Genomic DNA, 24,687 nt, shown 5'->3' on the forward strand with positions numbered 1-24,687 from the left:
GCACATGCTGCGCTGTGCGTCCGGAATTGAGGATGGATCGATGAGGCAAAAGCGAGACGGGAGCGGTTCGATGAGTCTACTGAACAGGGTGACGGAGCCTGGAAGCAACAAGAGCGACGACGCACAGCGCGTTCTGAACGGGGACGACGTCGACGTATGGTTGAAGCAGCATTTCCTGCTGGACGCGATGTCGCCGCTATCGCAGAACCAGAAGGGCATCTGGTCGCGGCAGATGATGTATCCGGCAGATCCGCTGTACAACGTGGCCGTCGCCTGCGTGGTCGGGAACGGATTCGAACGTCATGCGTTCCGGCGGGCGTGCCAGCGGTTCGTGAACAACCATCAGCTGCTCAACGCGGGCATCGTCGCTCACGGACGCGAACTCGTGCAGTGCATCGATTCCGGGCGTGACCTCGCGTGGCGTGAATTCGATTCCGACGACACGCTCGAGGCGTGCGTGGCGCGCGCGAAGATCGATGCGGACGCACCGTTTTCGCTCGACGACGGTCCGCTGTACCGGATTCACGTGTATGCCACGGCGTCCGGCCAATCAGTCGTGCTGCTGGTCGTGCATCACATCGTTTGCGACGGCAGCTCGCTCAGCCAGTGGCTATCGACGATCTGGCAAGACTATCGGGCCATGCGGCAACAGCGTGCGCTATCTGCGCCGCCGGCGGCGGCCAGCTTCTTCGACTTCGTAAAGTTCGAAGCCGAGCATCTCAGCTCCGCGGCGGGGCAGAAGAGCCTCGCATACTGGCGCTCGCAGTGTGCGGACGGCCTGCCGCCGCTCGACCCGAAACTCGATGTCCCGCTTGCCGCCCACGATGCGTCGGTATTTGCGACCGATCGATTGTCGTTCGCGATCGACGCCGAACTGGCCGCCCGCGTGCACGGATTCCGCGAGACGGGTTCGTTCAACGCGGCCACGCTGCTGATGGGCGCGTTGTTGCTGGCGCTGTCCGCCTGGCGGGACACGCAACGCTTCACGATCGGCTTGCCGACGCTCGGCCGCCCTGCGAGCGAGTTCGCGTCGACGGTGGGCAACTTCGCCAACCTTGTGCCGGTCGTTTGCGATCTCGATCCGACCCAGCAGTTTTCGCGCTGGCTCGATGACTGTCAGCGCTACGTCTATCGCGCGCTCGACCACTGGTATCCCTTCGCCGGGCTGGTAAATGCGCTGCCGCGACACTCGAACCCGCATCAGGCGATCCAGGCCGTGTTCACCTACCAGAAGTTTGGCGACGCGATCGATATCGGCACGTTGCCGCATCGCATCGGAGACACGATCGACCTCACGTTCGCTCACGACATCTACCAGCGCGACGAATACCCGCTCACTTGCGAAGTCGTCGAGCAGGGCGATACCTGGGCGGTGAATCTGAAGTACAAAACTGCGATGATCGGGCGCGACGATGTGCTGTCGCTGCAACACGCATTGCTGGGCGTGCTTGACGACGCGCTTGCGGACCCAGGACAGCCGGTGGGTGTGCTGACGGCGCGCAATACGCATCGCGACGACGGCCCCATGGCGGATGCCGAACTCGTGTCAAATGGCGAGGCTGTGTCGGATGCCGGAGCCGCGCCGGATGCCGGAGCTGCAGGCGCGGCGCAACCGTCGCCCGATGCCATGAGTCTGCCCGCGCGATTCGCCGCACAGCGCAGGCGCGATCCTGCGCGGCACGCCTTAACGTTCAACGGCCGCCACGTCACGTATGGCGATCTCGATCGTGAGAGCGACGCCCTTGCCCGGCATCTGCTGGCGCTCGGTGTGAAGCCGGGCGATCTCGTGCTGTTGTGCGCCACGCCATCGCCGGAACTGATCGGCGCAATTCTCGCGATCCTGAAAGCTGGCGCGGCGTACGTGCCCGTCGATCCCGCATCGCCGCGGCAACGAATCGACCATATCCGCGCGGACACCGGAGCACGCTACGCCATCACGACGTCGGCGTGCGAGGCCTCGGTCGAAGGCGTCGCGCATCGCGTCGTGCTCGACCGCGACGGTCGCTCGATCGCGGCATCGGCCGCACGCGCGTCGGCGCATGCGCTCCCCGAGGTGCGGCGCGAGGACCTTGCCTACGTGATTTACACGTCGGGCACCACGGGCAAGCCGAAGGGCGTGATGATCGAGCACGGCAACGTGTTGCGCCTGTTCGACCGGACTGCGCACTGGTTCGATTTCGGTCGGGACGACGTCTGGGCCCTGTTCCATTCGGTGGCGTTCGATTTCTCGGTCTGGGAGATCTGGGGCGCGCTGCTGTACGGCGGCCGGCTGGTCGTTCTCGACGCCGAGCAACGCAAGGACACGGAGCTGCTGCTCGACGTGCTAGCCGACGAGAAGGTGACGGTGTTCAATCAGACACCGGCCGCGTTCTATTCGGTGGTGCGCGCGGCGACCGGCGGTACGGATCGACGGACGCTGTCGCTGCGCTATGTGGTGTTCGGCGGCGAGAAGCTCGACTTCGCACAACTCGCGCCTTGGGTCGAGCGTTACGGCGAGCATCGGCCCGCGCTCATCAACATGTACGGGATCACCGAGACGACAGTGCACGTGACCTATGCGCCGGTGACAGCGGCTGGCGTAAAGGGCGCGCATGCGTCGGTGATCGGCAGACCGATTCCCGATCTGGATCTCCATCTGCTCGACGAGAACCGCGTGCCGGTGCCGGCCGGCGAGATCGGCGAAATCTACGTCGGTGGCGCGGGCGTGGCGCGCGGTTACCTCAACAGGCCGGAGCTGACGCGACAGCGCTTCGTCGAATACGCGGGTGCGCGGTTCTACAAGACCGGCGATCTGGCGCGCTATAACGCGCAGGGCGAGCTCGAATACATCGGGCGTAATGACGCGCAGGTCAAGATCCGCGGCTTCCGCATCGAACTCGGAGAGATCGAGGCGTGCGTCAACCAGCATCCGGCCGTCGAGAACTGCGTCGTGGTCGCACACGAGCACACCAACGGCGTCAAACATCTCGTCGCGTACTACTGCGCGAAAACGTCGGCCATGAGCGGCAGCGTCGAGGCGCGCGCATTCCGTGAATTCGTCGGCGCAAGCCTGCCTGACTACATGGTGCCGGCTTTTTTCGTCGAACTCGCACAGCTGCCGGTGACCGGCAACGGCAAGTTCGACCGGCAGGAACTGAGCCTTAGGTCGATCGAGCTGGCGCCCGGCGAGCACTCCGCCGCTGCCGCGAGCGCCACACAGCAGCGAGTGCTCGCGCTGTGGCAGCAGGTGCTGAGCGTCGCGCCCGCGCATCTCGATCAGGGCTTCTTCGAGGCAGGCGGCGATTCGCTATCGGTGGTCTTCTTCGCCCGCGCGATCGAGCAGACGTTCGACTGCGTGTTTTCGCCCGCGAATCTGTTCCGGTATGCGACGGTGCGCGACATAGCGAACTACCTGGACAATCTCAAACCGGTCGCTGTCGAAAGCGACGCAGTGCCTGGCGATACGCCGCTGATCGCCGGTGTGGATAATGAAATGTCGTCGCCGGTCGTGCCCGCGTATTACGGCGACAGCCTGGCGATCATCGGCATCTCGTGCGAAGTCCCGGGCGCCGTCGATCACCACGCGTTCTGGGCCAATCTGTTGGCCGGCCGCGAGAGCTCGGAACGGCTGTCGCGCGCCGCGCTCGACGATGCGGGCGTCGGCCCGGAACTGGCCGACCACCCCGACTACGTCCCCATCCGTTTCACCATCCCGGACAAGACGACGTTCGACGCGGACTTCTTCAAGCTGTCGGCGAAGCTTGCGGAGTTCGCCGATCCGCAATCGCGCCAGTTGCTGATGCATGCGTGGAAGGCGGTCGAGGATGCCGGCTATGCGCCCGCGGGGCTCGACGACACAGGCGTATTCGTCGCGACCGGCAACAGCGGCTACCAGACGTTGCTCGACAACGCCGACGACATCGAGCACAACGATCGCTATCTGGCGTACGTGCTGTCGCAGGCCGGCTCGTCGGCGGCGCTGATTTCCTACCATCTGGGTCTGACCGGCCCGAGCATGCACATCGGCACGAATTGCTCGTCGTCGCTGGTCGCGATCGACGCCGCGTTCAAGAGCCTGCGCGCAGGCGAATGCCGGCAGGCGATCGTGGGCGCGTCGACGCTGTTTCCGCATCCGAATGCGGGCTTTCTGTATCAACCCGGCCTCAACTTCTCGAGCAGCGGGCATTGCCGGACCTTCGACGCTGACGCCGACGGCATGATGGCCGGCGAAGGCGTCGCGGTGATCGTTTTGAAGAACGCGCTACGGGCGGTTGAGGACGGCGACGCGATCTACGCGATCTTGCGTAGCGTCGCCGTCAACAACGATGGTCGGCAAAAGAGCGGCTTCTACGCGCCGAGCGTGGAGGGCCAAGGCCGAGTGATCCGGACCGCACTTGAGCGCGCGGCCGGCGTCGACGTCGAATCGATCGCGTACGTCGAGGCGCACGGCACCGGCACCAGGCTCGGCGATCCCGTCGAGGTGATGGCGATCAACGACGTGTACAGGCAGCGGACCGACGCGATGCAGTTCTGCGCGATCGGCTCGGTGAAACCGAACATCGGCCATCTGGACACGGCGGCGGGGCTGGCCGGCTGTATCAAGGTCGCGTTGGCGCTGCACGCTCGCACGATCCCGCCGACCATCAATGTCGCCACGCCGAATCCCGCGATCGACTGGCAGGCGTCGTGCTTCCGCCTGCCGCGCGAGGCGTCGCGCTGGCCCGAGACCTCGCATCCGCCGCGCGCAGCGCTGAGCTCGTTCGGGCTCGGCGGCACGAACGCGCATGCGATTCTCGAAGCATGCCCCGACGCGTGGACTGCGCCCCGGCGTGCCGCCGGGCCGGAACGCGGACCGCAGCTGCTGGTGCTGTCCGCCGACGATCCGCGCTTGCTGCCGACGATGGCAGACACGCTGGCCGGATACTTGGCGGCGCATCCGGATCTGCCGCTCGATTCGGTGGCCTGCACGCTGCAGCTCGGCCGCCAGCCGATGCGGCACCGGCTCGCGATCGTCGCGGCCGACCTAAGCGAGGCCTGCGCGCTGCTCCAGCATTACGCCCGCGGTACGGAGGCCTCGCCGCTGCCCGCGGCGATTGCGATCTCTCGGCCCGACAACACGGCGCCGGCCGCTGGCGACGCGGCCGATGCGGTTGCGGCCGGGCTCGCGCGCCGCGATCTGGCTGCGCTGGCCGAACTGTGGGTGCAGGGACACGCCATCGACTGGCAGCCCCTGTATTCCGGCGTGCGGGTGCGTCGGACGCATCTGCCGACCTATCCGTTCGCGCGCCGTCACTACGCGGTTGCCGCCGGCCCGGCCTTGCGAACCGGTGGGGCCATATGGGCGGGTTCCGCCGCGACGTCTGCTCCGCGCATCGCGTTGCAGCTCGACGAAGACGGATCGAGGCAGGTGCAGTTCCGCCTGCGTCGCGACGATTTTTACCTCGCCGATCACCGCGTTGACGAGCGCGCGGTGCTGCCGGCGGTGATGACGTTCGAACTGCTGCGTGCGGCCGCGATGACCGACGGGACGATCCCAGGCGAACCGTTGTTGCGCATCGAGCGGGTGGTCTGGATGCGACCGGTGGTCTGCGACGGCGACGAGGTGCTGCTGAGAGTCGAGCTCGCCGCGCGGGGTGGCGAGCAGGACCGGCGCGCGCCCGTCGCGTTCGCGTTGACAGGCGCCGATCCAGCGACGGGCGAGTCGTTCGTGTTCGCCGAGGGCGAACTCAGTCTCGACACGGGCGACGGGCGGCACGCAACAGACGCGGGCGCTGGCGAGGACGTGGTCGCGTCGGCGGCGTTGCCGCAGCCGCTGTCGTCGAACTGGATCGACGGCGCGGCTTTTTATCGCCGCATCGCTGCGGGCCGCGTGCACTACGGAGCGGCTTATCTGGGTCTCGTCGAGGCGCACTGGAACCAGGACGGGTTGACCGCTCGCGTGCGCTTGCCGGAGTCGCTGTCCGGGTCGCTTGCGGCGTTCCCGCTGCATCCGAGCTTGCTGGATGGCGCATTGCAGGCGAGCGCAATGCTGGACATGATTCGGCAGCACGGCGGCGACCCTGCCAGCTGGCCGGCGGCAGCGCTCGCGGGGCAGAAGTTGCCGTTTTTCGTTCAGCAGTGCGATGTGCTTGCGCCGCTCGAACCGGAAGTGCTGGTGCGCGTGCGCGACCACCAATCGGCGCCGGCCGCGGGCGAGGCGCGGCACGACATCTTCATTTATGGGGCTTCCGGAACGCTGCTGCTCGCGATTCGCGGTTTCGTCACGCGCGCGCTACGCACGGCGCCCGGCGAGCGCCGTACCGGGTCCGGTCTCGAGGTCGAAGCCGATTCGTCCGGCGTGACGCGCGCTGACGACGTCGACGAGGCCGGCAGCAACCTGAGCGCACTGACGATAGGCTGGACTGCGCTCGGTGCCGATCGCCAATCCGGCGCTTCACCCGCCCCTGTTGTGCTGTTCAGTATCGGCGAAAAGCCGTCTGCCGCGCTTGACGTGCATTTTGCCGGCCGTCTCGCCCGTTACGTGCCGCTGCACGCGGCGCCGGATAATTCTTTGTTGGCGGCCCTGCCGGCCGACGCGCAGATGGTGTTCGCGTTTCCGGCGGTCCAGACGCCAGCCGACGATCCAGCGCTGATCGACGCCCAGCGCGATGGCGTGATCGCGGCGTTTCGCTGGATTCGGGAGATGGTAGGCCACGGTTTCGAACACACGGACTTGGACTGTACGTTCGTTGTCGAGGGTACGCAGCAAGTGCGCGATGACGATACGGTCGCTCCTGCGCACGCAAGCGTGATCGGCTTTGCGCAGAGCCTCGCCGGCGAATACGCGCACTGGCGGGTTCGCGCGCTCGACGTGCGCGCGTTCGCCGAACTCCCGGAGCCGGCGCATTGGCCACGCGCGGATGGGCAGGTCGTGTTCGCCTGGCGCGATGGCCGCTGGTTCGCGCGCGGCCTGGTCGAGATCTGTACACCCGCGCCGCGCCCGACGCTGTATCGGCAGGGCGGTCACTATCTGGTGCTCGGCGGCGCCGGCGGCATCGGTCGCACCTGGACCGAAGCGATGATCCGCGACTACCGTGCGCAGGTGATCTGGCTGGGACGCAAGCCACGCAACCGCGAGATTGACGACGAGATCGCTCGTCTCGGCACGCTTGGCCCCGCGCCGATCTACCTGCAGGCCGACGCAACGGATCTTGCGTCGCTACGCCGCGCGCGGCATGCGCTCGCCGGACTCGGCATCGACACGCTGCACGGCGTCGTTCACTCGGCGCTCGTGCTCGACGATCGCGGCATCGCAAGCATGAGCGAATCGCAATTCGTCCGCGCGCTCGACGGGAAGGTCGCCACCTCTGTGAATCTCACCCACACATTCGGCGATTGCGACCTGGATTTCATGCTGTTTTTCTCCGGCACGATCTCGTTCGTGAAAGCCGGGGGGCAGTCCAACTACGCTGCCGGTTGCAGCTTCCAGGATGCCTATGCAATGGCGATCGGGCAGCAGTGGCGCTGTGCAGTCAAGCTCGTTCATTGGGGTTACTGGGGAAGTGTCGGGATCGTCGCTACGCCCGAATACCGTCGCCGGATGCGAGCGGCCGGCGTCGGCTCGGTCGAGCCAAACCTTGCGATGCAACGACTCGCGCAATTCATGCAGGACAATCACATGCAGCAACTTGCCTTCGAACAACGTCTGTCTGCGCCCGGCGCGCCTTCCGCAAGACTGCCGGTGATGGCTGCGGCAGAAGCCTCGCTCCCGCCCGCCACGGAACCCGATGCCGCGGTCGATTATCGGCAGCACCGGTTGCACAACGCCGCGAGCCCGCTGCTACGTCACCTCGATACGCTGTACGAACACAACGGGCTGCGCGATCCGGTCGTTGAGCGCGCGGCGCTGCTGAAGGTTCGCCAGGCGCTCGGCGAGATCGATGCGCTGCCGATCGGCCGTGCCCACGATGGCGCATACCGCGCCGGTCCGCGCAGCCGCCTCGTCGAAGCGTACGAGCGCTGGTATCAGGAAAGCTGCCGGCAGTTGCAGCGCTACGGTCTGCTCGACGTGTCCGGCGTTGGCTTGCCGGATGCAGACGAAGCTCCGGATGCGGCCTGGGCACAGGTGCGCGACCGCTATTGCGCGCATCCGAGCGTGCGCGCCGGCATCGAGCTGATGGATGCGTGCCTGCGCAATCTGCCGGCGATCCTGCGCGGCGAAACCGCCGCGACTGCGGTGATGTTTCCCGATGGATCGATGCAGCTCGTTGAGAACGTGCACCGCAATCATCCGATCGCCGACTACTTCAACGAGGGCGTTGCGGAAACGGTGATCGACTACGTGAGCTATCGCGCCGGGCGCGATCGCGGCGTACGTCTGCGAATCCTTGAAATTGGTGCGGGAACGGGCGGCACCAGCAGCAAGGTACTGCCGAAGCTGCTGCCGTGGCGCGAGCAGATCGACGAATATCACTACACCGATCTTTCCAAGTCCTTCTTGTTCTATGCGCAGGACACCTACGGTCCGGACGCACCGTTCCTGAAGACTTCGATTCTCGACATCGAGGCACCGCTGACGGCCGAGCATGCGCATGCAGACAAACGCGGTAGCTACGATGTCGTGATCGCGGCCAACGTTCTGCACGCTACGCGCAACATCGACCGAACACTGCGCAACGCGCATGCGTTTCTGCGCGATGGCGGCCTTCTCGTGCTGAACGAAATGAGCGAGAACTGCGCGTTTTCGCATCTAACGTTCGGTCTCCTCGAAGGCTGGTGGCTCTACGACGACGAGTCCGCGCGAATGCCGGGGTGTCCCGGGCTCTTTCCCGGCGAGTGGGCTCGCCAGCTCGAGCGTATCGGTTTCGCAGACGTGCATTTCCCGCTCGATGGCGCGTTGTCGCTAGGCCAGCAGGTGATCGTTGCGCAACGTGCGTGCGACCGGCAGCCGACGCCGTCCGCGCCCGAGGATGCATATGCGGCACGCGACAGCCGCAGCCGAAGCGACCAGAGCAGGCGCGATCAGAGCAGGCATGACAAGGCCGGGATCGTGGCGGTGCTCGTCGCATCGGTCGCGGAGGTGCTGCGTATCAGTGCCGGTGACATCGATCGGGAGCGCAGCTTTTCTGACATCGGTCTCGATTCGATCCTCGCGATCCAGTTGACCAATCGGCTGAACACGCGTTTCGGAATACGGCTTGCCACGATCGAGTTGTTCGACCATAACACCGTCGCGCGGCTGGCCGCGCATCTTGTCGACCGGTATGGCGTGACCGGCGCGGTCAGCGGCACGGCGGTTGCGGACGCAGCGATCGAGGCCACGTCGTCCGAAGCCGCGTCGTCCGCCGGCGCCGGGTTCGCAGGCGTGATGGCGGTCGTACTGGAGCAGGTCGCGAACGCGGTGCGCGTCGGCGCCCATGAGATCGATCCGCACCGCAGTTTCGCTGACCAGGGCGTCGACTCGATCATCGGCGTACAGCTCGTCAACCGGCTGAACAAACTGTTCGGCCTGCGGATCGCGACGACGGCGATCTTCGACCACAACACCGTGCATCGTCTGGCTGGATTCCTGCACGAACGGCACTGCGCGACGCCGCTGGCGAAACCGACTGAAGCCGCCGCACCCGCTTTACCGGCCTCACAGGCCGCACCTGCCCCCGGGCGGCGCGACGCCGCGCCGGAGCGTCAGGCGATTCGCGCGCTGCTCGTCGAACGCTTGGCGGCCGTGCTGCGCATTGCCCCGGACGAGGTCGATGCGCAGAAAAGCTTCGCCGATCAGGGCGTCGATTCGATCATAGGAGTACAGCTGGTGAATCAGCTCAACAAGCGTCTCGGCCTCCGAATCGCGACGACCGTGATCTTCGATCACAACACCGTCGATCGGCTCGTGGCCCATCTGTGCGATGCGCACGGCGCCGCGCTTGAATCGACGGCTGCCGCGGACCCTGCGTCGACCCGCAGCATGGCGGGCGGCACCACCGCCGCGGCGTTCAGAGGCGCGCACGATCGCGCCGTCGTGCCCGCGCCGACGCTGGATTCCGCACCGGTCGCGATGCCGGCCGCCGTGCCGGGACGGATCCGCGCGGTCTCGATTGAGGGGCCCGGCGATATCGACGACCTGTCGATCGTGACGCTAGCGCCGCGCAGCCTTGCACGCGACGAAGTACGCGTGGCGGTGCGCGCGTTCTCGTTGAACTTCTCTGATCTGCTGTGCGCACGTGGGTTGTACCCGAACATGCCGCCGTATCCGTTCGTGCCAGGCAACGAAGCGGCCGGTGTCGTGATGGAGGTCGGCGCCGACGTGACAGGGTTGCGGTCCGGCGACGCGGTCGTCTGCCTGAGCCAGGGCTGCCACGCAGAGCAGGTCGTCTGTCCGATGAGCCAGGTGTTCGCGAAGCCCACGAGCTGGAGCTTCGAGCAGGCATGCGCGTTGCCGATCGTCGGTATCACGATGATCGATGCCTTCCGCAAGGCGGCCGTCACGCACGGCGAGCGAGTCCTGATCCAGACCGCGACAGGCGGCACCGGGCTGATCGCGATGCAGCTCGCCAAGCACCACGGCGCGGAAATTTTCGCGACGGCGGGCAGCGAGCAGAAGCTGCGGTATCTGCGCGAGCTCGGCGTCGTGCACGCGATCAATTACCGGACGCAAGATTTCGCGCAGGAGATCCAGCGACTCGCGCCTGGCGGCGTCGACGTCGTGATCAACACGCTCGGTGGCGATGCGCTGCAGAAGGGGCTGAACGCGCTCGCACCGGATGGCCGGTATATCGAGATCGCGATGACGGCCTTGAAGACCGCGCGGAATATCGACCTGTCATCGCTGTCCGACAACCAGACGTTCTATAGCGTCGATCTCGCGCGCCTGGGCGCGCGTTCCCCGCAGCGCATCGCGCAGTACTGGGACGAGCTTGTGTCGCTCACGGAGCGCGGCATCATCGCGCCGACGATCTCGGAAGTGGTCGAGTTCCGGGAATTTCGCGATGCCTATCGACGTCTCGCCGATCGGGCGACCATCGGCAAGATCGTCGTGCGCGTCAGCGAACCGACGCCGGTGGCGCGCAGCGCCATGCGCGCAGCCGGCACGCCGGCCCGCATGGCCGGCGCGGCCGACGACGCGACGCGCGGCGGAGCGCGCGCGCTCCACGACGACGACATCGCGATCATCGGGATGAGCGGGCGCTTCGCGCGCTCGCCGGATCTCGATGCGTTCTGGACGCATCTCGCCTCCGGCACCAGCCTGATCGCGCCGGTAACACGCTGGGACCTGGGTGACACCGGCCAGGCACGTTGCGATACCGGTAGTTTCCTCGACGACCTGTCGCTATTTGATCCGTTTTTTTTCAAGATCTCCGGCACCGAAGCGTGCTATATGGATCCGCAGCAGCGCTTGTTCCTCGAGGAAGCGTGGAAAGCGCTCGAAGACGCCGGTTACGCCGGCGAGCCCGGCAAGGCGCAGCGCTGCGGCGTCTATGTCGGTTGTTCCGGCGGCGACTATCACCTGCTGTTTCCCGGCCCGGGCGCGGCGGGCGACGCGGGCGAGCGGCCGCCGATCCAGTCGTACTGGGGCAACGCGGTGTCGATCATCCCGGCCCGTATCTCGTACTTCCTCGATCTGCACGGCCCGGCCATCGCGATCGACACGGCCTGTTCGAGCTCGCTCGTCGCGCTGCACATGGCATGCGCGGCACTGCGCAACGACGAGATTTCGATGGCGCTCTGCGGCGGTGTGTTCGTCCAGTGCACGGCCGGCTTCTACCAGCAGGCGCAGCGCGCCGGTATGCTGTCGGCGACCGGCAATTGCTACGCGTTCGATGCGCGCGCCGACGGTTTCGTGCCGGGCGAGGGCGTCGGCGCGATCGTGCTGAAGCGGCTGAAGGACGCGATCGCAGACGGCGACCATGTCGACGGCGTGATTCTCGCGTCGGGCATCAACCAGGATGGCAGCACCAACGGCATCACGGCGCCCAGTGCGCGCTCGCAGGAGGAACTCGAAACCGACGTCTACGACCGCTTCCGGATCGACCCGCGCGGCCTGCAAATGATTGAGGCGCACGGGACCGGTACGCCGCTCGGCGACCCGATCGAGTTCGCCGCGCTCGCCAACGCGTTCGGCCGCTACACGCAGGACCGCGGCTTCTGCGCGCTCGGTTCGGTGAAGACCAACATCGGCCATACGACCACGGCGGCGGGAATCGCCGGGGTGCTGAAGGTCCTGCTCGCGCTGCGGCACCGCCAGTTGCCGCCGTCGTGCAACTTTGCGAACGGCAATCCCGAAATCGATCTCGAGAACAGCCCGTTCTATGTCAACACGCGGTTGCGTCCGTGGGCCGCCGATGCCGGCGAGCGCCGGATGGCGGCCGTCAGCTCGTTCGGCTTCAGCGGCACCAACGCGCACGCGGTGATCGCCGAAGCGCCGCCGGTCGCGGCCGCTGGCCGCCGGCCGGCAACGGACGAGCCGGTGCTGCTGGTGCTGTCCGCGCAGACACGCGAACAGCTCGACCAGCAGCTTGCGCGGATGGCGGAGTTTGCGTCCGGCTCGGACGCGGGCGAGCTGTCGCTTGCCGACGTCGGCTTCACGCTCGCGGTCGGACGGCGCCAGATGCGTCACCGCTGGGCCTGCGTCGCGACGCGCATGGACGAATTTGCCGCGTATTGCCGCGCCGGCGTACCGGTGAAACCTTCCGCGTCTGCGGTGTTCTATGGCGATGCCAACGCGCCAGCGGCGCAGGGCGGCGTGGTCAGCGCTGCGCACGGCGCCAACGGCGATCTCATGGAGCGGGCCCGACAGTACGTCGCAGGCGATCGGCTCGATCCGGCGTCGTGGAGCGGCCTTGGCCACCGCCGCGTGCGGCTGCCGGTGTATCCGTTCGCCCGCGAATCGTATTGGGTCCAGACGCCGACCAGCGCGCCGGCCGAGGCGCGTAATCCCTGGCCGCCGCTCGCCGCGACGGGCGGCGAGCGCGGGCACGCGTACAGCTTCTCACGGCGTCTCGACGGGCAGGAGCCGTTCTTGCGCGACCATCGCGTGCATGGCGAGCCCTGGCTGCCGGCCGTCGTCTACTGGGAGATGACGCGCTGGTCGGTCTTGCAGGCCACGGACGCGGCGGGCCAGGTCGTCGTGCGCGACCTGGTCTTGCAGCAGCCGTTGTCGCTCGGCGCCGGTCCGCGTACCGTGTTCGTTCATCTCGACCGCGACGGTGCGCAGGCCTCGGCACCGCGCTTTCGCTTCACGATCGAAAGCCGGCTTGCGGATACTACCGGCGATGCGGCGGTCTATCTGACCCATTGCAGCGGTACGGTCGAGATTGCGCACACCGATGACGCCGATGCGCGGTGCTTCCTCGATCCATCGGCGTTTCGCCATCAGGCCGAGGAAATCGACGTTACCGCGTGCTATCGCACCCTTGCCGAGCTAGGCATCGAGTTCGGCCCAAGCCATCGCGGTCTGAAGAAGCTGTTCCGCTGCCGTGGCCAGCTGCTCGCGCAGGTCGGCCGTTCCGGCGCGGCCGGGGTCGACGCCGGCTACCTGTTATCGCCGACGATCCTGGACGGCGCGCTGCAGGCGAATATCGGCAATCTGATCGACAGCGCCGCCGACACGCTGCCGTTGCCTTACGCGATGGACAGTCTGACGATCGTCGACGCGCCGCAGGATCCGAGCTGGGTCTGGATCTATCCGAGCCGTGACGGCGCGCGCACCGCGACCGGCGCCAGCCACGACATTGAGGTGTTCGACGACAGCGGCCGGCTGCTGCTGGTGATGCGCGGTTGCCGTTCCGCGCAGGCGAAGCGCCAGCGCGCCCTGCATCCGCTCGTGCACGCGGCACCGAACGCGCACGAGCCTCACTATGTCAGCGCCTTCGACGGTCGCGAATTCTTTCTCGACGGTCACCGCATCGCTGGCGTGAAGGTGCTTCCCGCCGCGTGTTATCTGGAAATGGCGCGCTACGTGAACCAGTGCGCGGGCGTTGACGCCGGCGTGTTGCGCGACGTGATTTGGCTCGCACCGTATCAGGCGTCCGGTTTGCAGGACGGCGCGCGGCCAGCGTCCGTCGCGACGCATCTGGACGCTGGCGCCGAGCGGCGCTGCCGGATCGGCAGCCGCCGCGCGTCGGGCGACGAGGTGTTGCACTTCGTCGCCCGCTGTGATGCTGCGTCGGAGTCGACGCCGGACAGGGTGGACGTTGATGCCGTCGTACGACGCACGTCCGGCCGGCTCGACCGCGACGCAATGGCCGCGCTGGTCGAAACGGCATCGTCGTTCGGCGAGGCGTTCCAGGTGATGACGTGGCTACAGCACGGCGAGGACGAGGCGATCGCCGCGTACCGGCTGCCAGCCGGGCACAGCGAGCCGTTCCACTGGCATCCGGGCATCCTCAGCGCGGCGTTCGGCGCCGTCGAGATGTGGATCGCCGCGCGCGGCGAGGCAGGCGCACATCGTCTGCCTTACGGCATCGACAGCGTATTCGATTACGCACGACCAGCCGATAGCGGCTACATCCTGGTGCGTCGCGTGTCCGGCGAGGGCGCAAAGCTCGAACGCTACGACGTGGATCTGCTCGATGAGCGCGGTCACGTCGCGACAGCGATGCGCGGGTATTCGGTGCGACCCTGGGTGCCGGGCGAGCGCCGCGAGACGACGGATACGGCCACGCGCGCCAGCGCCGTGCCGGTGACGACGGCGACGCTGGGCTGGCGTGATGCGCCGGTTCCGGCGCTGACCTCGGTACAGGCGACGACCGACGTCGACCGGCTGTTCTTCGTGCCGGAGCACGACGTCGCGTTGCAGACGCTGCTGCGCGACCTCGATCCGGCGGCGCGGCTGTGCCGCCTGGGTTGCGCCGACGCCACCGCCGATGCCGAACCCGACGACGACGCCGTGGCGCGCCTGGAGCGCGCATACCGGCAGGCGTTCGAGATGCTTCGCGACTTCGCCGGCGCGTCGGGCACGCGCGCGGCGCACGTGCTGATGCTGGTGCCCGACTCCGGGCACGACGATGTGATGCCGAGCCTTCAGGCGTTGTGCGCGACGGCCGCGCTCGAATACGGCCGGCTGGCAGCGAAGACCGTGTTCTACGCCGTGTCCGGGGTCGCCGACCCGGCTGCCGACGCATACCGGTTGCGGTTGCAACACGAACTGTTGCGGCTCGACCCCGACGCGCCGGAGGTGCGTGTGGCGCTCGACGGAGGGCGCCACGCGCGGCGCGTCGATGTGGGCGTCTTGCCCGAGCGCGCGACGCTTGCCGGGCAACGCCGCGACGGCATCCTTGGGGTGCGTCCGCTCGAGCGCGGCGACGTGGTCTGGCTCGTCGGCGGGATGGGCGGGATCGGGCTGCATGTCGCGCGCGATCTCGCGGCGCGCGGGATGCGGGTGACGATCAGCGGCCGTCGTGCAGAGCCGTCGGGGTGGGACGCGCTCGCCCGCGCGGCGGGCGCGACGATCGACTATGTTGCGGTCGATGTCGCCGATCAGAGCGACGTCGAACGCGCGGTCGCCCGCATCGTCGCGCAGCATGGGCGCCTCGACGCCGTGATTCATAGCGCCGGTGTGATCGACGATGCGTATCTGCGTCATAGCGACGCGGCGGCTGCGGAGTCCGTGTTCGCTCCGAAGCTGCGCGGCAGCGTCAACCTCGATCACGCGACGCGTGCGTTGGACCTGAAGTGCTTCGCTATGTTCTCGTCGCTGTCCGCGCTCGGCAGCCCCGGGCAGGCCGCCTATGCGGTCGCGAACGCGTTCGTCAACCGATTGGCTGTGCGACGCAATCGCGACGTGCTCGCGGGTACCCGGCGCGGCCGAAGCTTCGCGATCGGCTGGCCGCTTTGGCTAGACGGCGGCATGGAGATGCCGCCGGAGCGCCGCGCAATGATGCGTGAGTTGACCGGGCTCGAAGGACTGTCGGCCGTGCAGGGCCTGGATGTGCTGGACGCAGTGCTGAACGCATGCCCGATCGGTATGCCCGACGATGGCGTGCTGCTGGTCGCGCCAGGCGCCGATCGCGAGCGGATCGTGCGCATGCTCGACAGCCGTTTCGTCGTCGCCGACGCCGTCTGCGATGCCGTGGCCGGCAGCGTCGCCGATGCGGTCGCGGCGGAGCCGGTACGGCTTCGTGCTGCCGTGCTCGATGCGCTGAAGACGATCATCGCCTCACAGCAGACGATCCCCGTCGCCAAGATCGATGACGGCGCGCTGTTCTTCGATCTTGGTTACGACTCGATCAGCCTGATCGGTCTTGCGCGGGATCTCGGCGAACGGCTCGGTCTGAGCCTGCAGCCGACGCTGTTCTTCGAATATCCCGCGCTTGGGGCGTTCGCGGACCATCTCGTCGAGGCATATCGCGAGCGGCTGGCTGCGCAGTTCAATAGCGTGCCGATGCGAGCGGACGCCTCGCCAGACGCCGGTGAGGCCGTTGCCGGCGTCACGCAGGAATCCGATGGCGCTGCACGCGCTAACCACGTCGTACGCCACGGACACGCCCTGCACGACGCTGGCGCCAGCCAGCGCGAGCGTGCCGGCGATAACGGCTGCAAGGCTTCACCCGGCGCTGCGCCAGCGCCGATGCTGCTTGCCGCCTTGATCGCGGTCGTTGCTGCGCACTGCCCGGACGCGCCGCAGGCGGTCACGGCGGACAGCGCGTTTTATCGGCTCGGCCTCGACTCCGTGGATTTTATCCAGCTCGCCGACACGTTGAGCGCTGCGCTGTCGATCCAAATACAACCGACGCTGTTCTACGAGTGCCCCGATCTTCGCGCGCTCGGCGAACATCTCGCGCGCACATGTCCGGACCTGTCGTGCGACGCGCTGGCGTCGCTCGCCTCGCATCTGGCGCGGTCCGCTGCCGTCGAGGCCGTCGCACCGCCCGTGGCAGAGGAGCGCATCGCGGTGATCGGGATGAGCTGCCGGTTTCCGGGCTCGGACAACCCGGACGAATTCTGGCGCAATCTGTCCGAGAACCGCGACTTGATCGGCCGCATGTCCGGGCTGCGCGCGGTGCTGTCCGCACGCGACACGATCGATGGCGACCGTACGCCGCCGCTTGAGGGCGGCTTTGTCGACGACATCGAGCGCTTCGATCCGCAATTCTTCGGCCTGACGCCGATGGAGGCGGAGTTCATGGATCCGCAGTCCCGCCAGTTCGTGCAGTGCGCATGGCGCGCTGTCGAGGATGCCGGCTACCGGATCGGCGATCTGGCGAAGCGCCGCGTCGGGGTGTTCGTCGGCGTGACGACGAGCGACTACCGCGATCTGTGGCTGAGCCGGATCGGCGCAGAATCGGCGACCCATCTTGGCTTGGCGCATTTTATGATCGCCAACCGCGTGTCCTACCTGTTCGACCTGCGCGGCCCGAGCGAGGTGATCGACACGGCGTGTTCGAGCTCGCTCGTCGCCATTCACCGCGCCTGCGAGAGCCTGGCGAGCGGCAACTGCGAGATCGCGATCGTCGGTGGCGTCAACGTGATCGCCAATCCCGCCGTCACCGAGGCGGCGAGCGCCGCCGGCATGCTGAGTCCGGACGGGCGCTGTAAGACCTTCGACAGCGCGGCCGACGGCTTCGGCCGCGGCGAGGGCGTCGGTGTCGTCGTGCTCAAGCGCGTGTCCGATGCGATCGCGCACGGCGACCATGTGGACGCTGTGATCGCCGCGAGCGGCGAGAATCACGGGGGCCGTTCAAGCTCGCCATCGGCACCGAATCCCGACGCGCAGCGCCAGCTGATAGTCGATCTCTACCGGCGTGCAGGCATCGACCCGGCGAGCGTCGGTTACATCGAGGCGCATGGCACCGGCACCTCGCTCGGCGATCCGATCGAGGTGAAAGCGCTCGTGCGCGCGTTCGCCGAACTGGCCGAAGGCCGGGCCGCCGCCTCTGCGCACTGCGCGCTCGGTTCGGTGAAGGCGAACATCGGCCATCTCGAAGCCGCCGCCGGCATTTCTGGATTCATCAAGACGGTGCTGATGTTGAAGCACGCCCGAATCCCCGGCAATCCGCACCTCAAGCAACCGAATCCGTATCTCGAGCTGGACGGCAGCCCGTTCCATCTCGTGCGCGAGACGCACGACTGGCCCGCTCCGCAGCGGCGCGCTGGCGTCAGCAGCTTCGGGATGGGCGGCTCGAACGCGCATGTCGTGGTCGACGCGGCCGAGGCCTACGTGATCACCCAGGGCGCCACGCCGGAAACCGCGCAGCGTCCGCTCGCGATCGGGTTGTCCGCGCGCCGACCGGCGGAACTCGACGAGATCGTCGGCAATCTGCTGACGTTCCTGTCATCGCGACCCGCGGGCAAGCTGGCGCTGCGCGATCTGGCGTTCACGCTCGCGCGTGGCCGCGAGGCGTTGCCGCACCGGCTTGCGTTCGTTGCGTGTGATCTCGACGACCTGCAGCGCAAGCTGACTCGCGCGCGATCAGGTGGCGACGCGCACGAACTGGCAAGGCAAGGCATCGCCATCGGCCGCGCCGGCGACGCCGCGCGCAAGGCCGATACGCAGCCGTTGGACGATGCGCTCGCCGCGGCGTATCGCGGCACTGCGCTCGCGCCGGACTCGCTGCGCGAGGTAAGCGCATGGGCGCATGGCGACCTCGACGTGTGGAGCGACACCCTCGCTGGCGACGGCAGGCGTGTCAGCCTGCCGACCTATCCCTTTGGCGGCAAGGCGTACTGGCTGCCCAATCCGGAGCCGGCGTCGCAGGCGCCTTCGGCGCCCAACGCCGCAATACCCGCCTCCCCGACGTCTGCCGGCGATGCGACGCCGGCGCATGCGCTGCATCCGCTACTCCATCGCGACGAACCCGTCGACGCACGCACGCGTCGCTTCGTCTCGTCGTTTTCCGGTAACGAGTTTTTCCTCGCCGACCATCGGGTTCAGGGACTGCGGCTGCTGCCCGGCGTGGCGAGTCTGGAGATGGCGCTGACAGCGGCGTGCATCGCGGCCGGCGAAACCGGCGACACGGGCGCAGTGCTGCGCAATGTCGTCTGGTCGCGGCCGGTCGTCTGGGAGCCCGCGCGCGCGACAGTCGCACTGGAACTGTTGTCCGGCGCCGACGTGCGGTCGTGGCGATACCGGCTCAACGACGGCGGCGGCGACGCGTGTGCCGAGGGCGAGATCGCGCTGACGGCGTCCATGCCGGCCGGCAAGCTCGACCTCGACCGGATGCGCCATGAGCGCGACGCCTCGCTCATCTCCGCCGAGGAATGCTACCACCGCTATCGCGCGGTCGGGATCGAATATGGGCCGGGCCATCGCGCGCTCGAGCGGCTGTTCGTCGGCCGTGACGATGTGCTCGCCGAGCTGGCGTTGCCGGCGGCCTTTGTCGACAGTGCGAGCCATTACAGGTTGCATCCGGGGCTGCTCGACGCCGCCTGGCAGGCGGTGATCGGTCTCGCGCCCGATCGCGGGCAGCGCGAAGCGCGCCTGCCGTTCGCGCTCGACGCGATGCGGATCGTGCGGCAGCCTCGCGCATCGCGACTGTGGGCCTGGATTCGCCCGAGCCGCGACGGCGATGCAAGCGTAGACATGGATATCGCGCTGCCCGACGGCAGCGTGTTGATCATGCTGCGCGGGCTGCATACGCGCAGCCAGGCTGCGGCTCCCGTGCGCGAATCCCGCGCCGACGCGTCGCAAGATCGCGCGGCCTGCCCGGATGGCGATATGCTGCCCGTCGGCGAGGTCACGCTGAGCCCGATCTGGGAGCCGCTGTCGGCCCCCGAAGCGGTGTCGCCGCCCGAGCGCGATGCGCTGTGGGTGTTCGGCGCAAACGACGAGGTGCGTCGGGTGCTCGGCAGCGCGCGCAATGTCGCGTTCTTCGACGGTCTCGACGGGACGGAAGATGCGTTCCGCCGCGCATTGCAGGCACACGTGGCGGACGCGAGAGGTGTCGCCCCGCATGTGCTCTGGATCGCCGGTGGTGGCACCGACGATGGCCTCGATCCGGATGTGCTGATCGCGCGTCAGGCGCACGGCATCCTGCCGCTGTTCCGGTCGATCAAAGCGCTGATCGGCGCCGGTCTCGACGTTGCGCCGCTCGCGTTGACGGTGGTCACGCGCAACGTCCATGCGCTCGCTGCCGATGGGCGCCACGACGTGTCCGATGCCGGCATCGTCGGCTTTGCCGGTGCCGTCGCGCACGAGTATCCGCACTGGACCGTCAGGCACTGGGACATCGACGCACCGGCTGACGCCGGCGGCCGCTTCTTCGGCGCGCTGGACGCGCATCTGGCGGCAACGGCCGGTTCCGACGGCGATGTTCGCGTGCATCGCGATGGCCGCTGGTACCGGCAGCGTCTGGTACGCGTCGTCGATGAAGGCACCGCCGAGCCGTTGTATCGCCAAGGCGGCGTCTACCTCGTGATCGGCGGCGCGGGCGGCCTTGGACGCACCTGGTCGCGGCGCATGATCGAGAGGTTCGGCGCTCGCGTCGTCTGGATCGGACGACGCCCGCTGGACGGTGAGATCCGCACGCATCTCGACGCATTCGGCGCGCCCGGCCGCGGCGGTGTCACCTACCTGCAGGCCGATGCGGGGAATCCGTTCGAGCTGGAACGCGCGTACGCAGAAATTGTCGCGCGTTTCGGCGCGATCCACGGCGTCGTGCATGCGCCGATCGTGCTGGCCGACCGCTCGTTGGCGCACATGGACGAGGCGACCTTTGCACTCGGTTACGACACCAAGCTGAAGACCTGCGTGAATCTGTATCCGCTGTTCAGCCGTGAGCCCCTCGACTTCATGCTGTTCTTTTCGTCGCTGAACGCGTTTTCGCGCTCGGCGGGGCAGAGCAACTATGTCGCCGGTTGCACTTTCACCGACGCCTACGCGAAGAAGCTCGACACGTTGCTCAGCTGCGACGTCAAGGTCGTCAACTGGGGTTACTGGGGCGATGTCGGTATCGTCTCGGGCGAGCGGCACCGCGTTCGCGCGGGTGCCGCGGGCCTTGATTCGATTGGCGCCGACGATGGGCTGCGCGCGGTCGATGCGCTGCTTGCGCGTCCCGGCGCGCAGATCGCCTACGTGAAGACCGCCCGGCCGATTTCCGCGCGCCATTACGATGCATCGACGGTGATGCGCCGCTATGCGCGGACGATTCCTGAAGTCGCCGCGCAGCTTATCGCGCCGCGTGCGGTCGCGGCGCCGGCCGACGTCACCGCACTGAGTCGCGAGACGCTGGCGTTCCGGCGTCGCGCGGGCGCGCTCGTCGAGCGCCTGCTGCTGGCGACGCTGCAGCAGGCGGCGCTCGCGCCGGAAAGTACGACGAGCGCGCGCGCTGCTGCGTTCGGAGATCGACTGCGCGCCTATGCGCCGCAGCACGTCGAGGTCTACGAGAAGTGGCTCAGGCAGAGCCATCGGCTGCTTGTCGAGGCCGGCCATCTGACGGACGCCGGCGGCGAGTTGTCGTGCCGGGTGTCGGCCGTCGCCATCAGTACGCTGTGGACCGACTGGCGACGGCTCGCCGCCGATTACGTGTCCGCGCCCGGCTACGTCGCGCAGATCGACCTGCTCGAATACTGCCTGCGCGCGCTCGGCGACATCCTGCTTGGCCGCGTCGCCGCGACCGACGTGATGTTCCCGGATGGCGGTATGGCCCGGGTAGAGGGCATCTACCGCAACAATGCGGTGTCGGACCACTTCAATGCCATGCAGAGCGAGGTGATCGCCGCCTACGTCGAGGCGCGGGTACGGATGCAGCCCGACGTGAAGCTGCGCCTGCTCGAAATCGGCGCGGGCACCGGCGGCACGACAGCCGGCCTGCTCCGCCGGCTCGAGCCGTGGCACGAGCACATCGCCGAATACTGCTACACCGACGTATCCAAGGCATTTCTGATTCACGGTCGTTCGCAGTACGGCGCACGCTATCCGTTCCTGACCACACAGTTGTTCGACGTCGGGAAAGCGCCGCTCGCGCAGGGAATCGCCGAGAACCGTTACGACTTGGTGCTCGCCACCAACGTGTTGCACGCGACAACGTCGATGCGCGACACCATGCGCCATCTGAAGGCGACGTTGCGCACTTCCGGCCTTGCGGTGGTCAACGAGGTCAGCGAGGTGAACGTGCTTGGGCATGTCACATTCGGGCTGCTGCCGGGCTGGTGGCTCAGCGAGGATCCCGAGCTGCGGATTCCCGGCAGCCCGGCGCTGTCGCCCGATGCATGGGCGGATCTCGGCGAGGCCGAGGGGCTGCGTGCGCTCGCGTTCCCGGCGCGCGAGCAGCATGACCTCGGGCAGCAGATCATCGTGTTCAAGAGCGACGGCCTGGTTCGCGCGCAGCCGCCTTCCAGCGCGATGCCGGACGCGACGGGCAACAGGCCCGAAACGCCCGCGGGCAGCATCGCAGTGCCGGCGCTACCGGCCGTAACCACGCCAATGCCGCCGTCGGAAGACACGCTGATGGAGCGTTCGCTCGCGTTCGTGCAGCGGCTCGTCGCCGATACCCTGAAGCTCGAACCGGACGAACTGACGCCCGACGAGCATTTCCAGGCGCTGGGGCTCGACTCGATTCTCGTCGTTCAGTTAACGAACCGGTTGCGCCACTACTTCGCCGACATCACCAGCCCGCTGCTGTTCAAGGTATCGACGGTGCGCGCGTTGACCGCGCATCTGCTGAAGACCGAACGCGAACGGCTGGTCGAACACGTTCGTCTCGCTTCGCCGGACTTGCCGGACAGCGGGTTCGTCGCAGTGGCTCTGGACCCTGCAGCGGGCCGTCCGGACGACGAGGCGCCGAAGCCGCGCGATGACTGGCACGGCGCCGGAGACGACGGCATCGCGGACACCGATATTGCGATCATCGGCATGAGTGGCCGGTTTCCGCGAGCGCCGAATCTCGCAGCTTTCTGGCGCAATCTGCGCGATGGGGTGAACTGCATCAGCGAAATCCCACCGTCGCGCTGGCGCTGGCAGGACTACTACGATCCGGAACCGGGCAAGGACGGCAAGATCTATGCGCGCTGGGGCGGGTTTCTGGACAGCATCGATCGCTTCGATCCGCTGTTCTTCCACATCTCGCCGAAGGATGCGGAACGGATGGACCCGCAAGAGCGATTGTTCCTCGAAGAAGCCTACCGTGCGATCGAGGACGCCGGCTACACGCCACGCGGGCTTAGCGACACTGGCAGCGTCGGTGTGTTCGTTGGCGCGATGAACGGCGTCTACAACGCGCAGCCGAATTTCTGGTCGATCGCCAACCGGGTCTCGTACTGCCTCGATCTGTCCGGCCCGAGCATGGCCATCGACACTGCGTGCTCGTCATCGCTGACCGCGTTGCATACCGCGGTCGAAAGCCTGCTGTGCGGTTCATGCGAGGCGGCGATCGTCGGCGGCGTCAGCCTGATCGTCGATGCTGTCCAGTACCAGGGGCTGTGCGCCATGACGATGCTATCGCCCGGCGATCGCTGCAAGGCGTTCGGCGCCGATGCGGACGGGTTCGTCGATGGCGAGGGCGTCGGTGCGTTTGTGATCAAACCGCTGCGCAGGGCGCTGGCCGACGGCGACGCGATTCACGGAGTACTGAAGGGAAGTGCGATCAACGCCGGCGGGAAAACGCACGGCTACATGGTGCCCAATCCCGTCCGGCAGTCGGAGACGCTGCGCCGGGCGCTCGAACGCGCCGGCGTGACGCCGGCGCAGATCGGTTACGTCGAGGCGCACGGCACCGGCACCGCACTCGGCGACCCCATCGAGATCTCGGCGCTCACCGACGTGTTCGCCGGTGCAGCCGACGCAGGTGGCGACGCCGCGCACTGCGCGATCGGCTCGGTGAAGTCGAACATCGGCCATCTGGAGAGCGCGGCCGGCGTCGCCGGCATCGCGAAGGTGCTGCTGCAGATGCGGCATCGCCAGCTGGTCGCGTCGCTCCACGCGTCCGATGCCAATCCTGAGATTGATTTCGGCCGCACGCCGTTCCGCGTGCAGCAGCAATTGGCGGACTGGGCGCCACGCAGGTCGGGCAACGGCGTGCCGGCACGCATCGCTGGCGTTTCGTCGTTCGGCGCGGGTGGCGCGAACGCGCACGTGATCATCGCCGAGGCGCCCGAGCGCCGGACCGCCGCGTCGCTATCCGCGACCGGTGCCACGTGCTCGCCCGAGATCGTCGTACTGTCCGCGAAAAGCGCGGACGCGCTACGCAGGAAAGTGAGCGATCTCGCGCGCTATCTGGAAACGGATGGCGCCGGCGTCTCGATTACCGATCTTGCATTCACTCTGCAGACCGGCCGCGAGGCGATGCATTGGCGCGCCGCGTGGATCGGCGACAGCGTCGAAGCCGTGCTCAGCCAGTTGCACGCTTGGCTCGTGCTGGAGGGCGAGGCCGGCAACGACACTGGCACTGGCGCGCGCGGCGCGGGCGCACGGCACGCCGATGCCGATGTGCGACGTCTGCTCGACGACGGTGAACTGGCGGGCGTCGCGCGCGTCTGGGTCAACGGGGCGCAGGTCGACTGGACGCGCTTGCAGCGCGATCCGGGGGTGTCTGCGCGCCGGCTGCATTTGCCGACCTATCCGTTCGCCGGTGCGTCGTACTGGCGTGCTGGCGCGCAGGCGACGTCGTGCGCGGAGCCCGGAGCGGGTGTCGGCGATGGCGGAGACGAAGATGCGTTTGACGAGGCCCTGTATGCCTCAGTGATCGACGATTTGATGCACCGGAATCTGGACGCGCACGCGGCGCTGCAGATTGTTCGTTCCGGTCTATGAACCTGGTCGTGCGACGGCGCTTCGGCGTCCGCCGGCAAGACCCACTACGG

At 67.6% G+C, this 24,687-nt stretch carries 1 protein-coding gene; it reads left to right on the forward strand.

Annotation, left to right across the window (positions count from 1 at the left end):
* Positions 1 to 70: 70 nt before the first annotated feature.
* Entirely contained in the window at positions 71 to 24,637 is a 24,567-nt protein-coding gene (locus ABQU90_RS12625) for a non-ribosomal peptide synthetase (protein WP_323522794.1), read from the forward strand.
* Positions 24,638 to 24,687: the final 50 nt, after the last annotated feature.

It is taken from the genome of Xanthomonas sp. WHRI 10207 (genome assembly GCF_040202975.1).
Lineage (GTDB): Bacteria > Pseudomonadota > Gammaproteobacteria > Xanthomonadales > Xanthomonadaceae > Xanthomonas.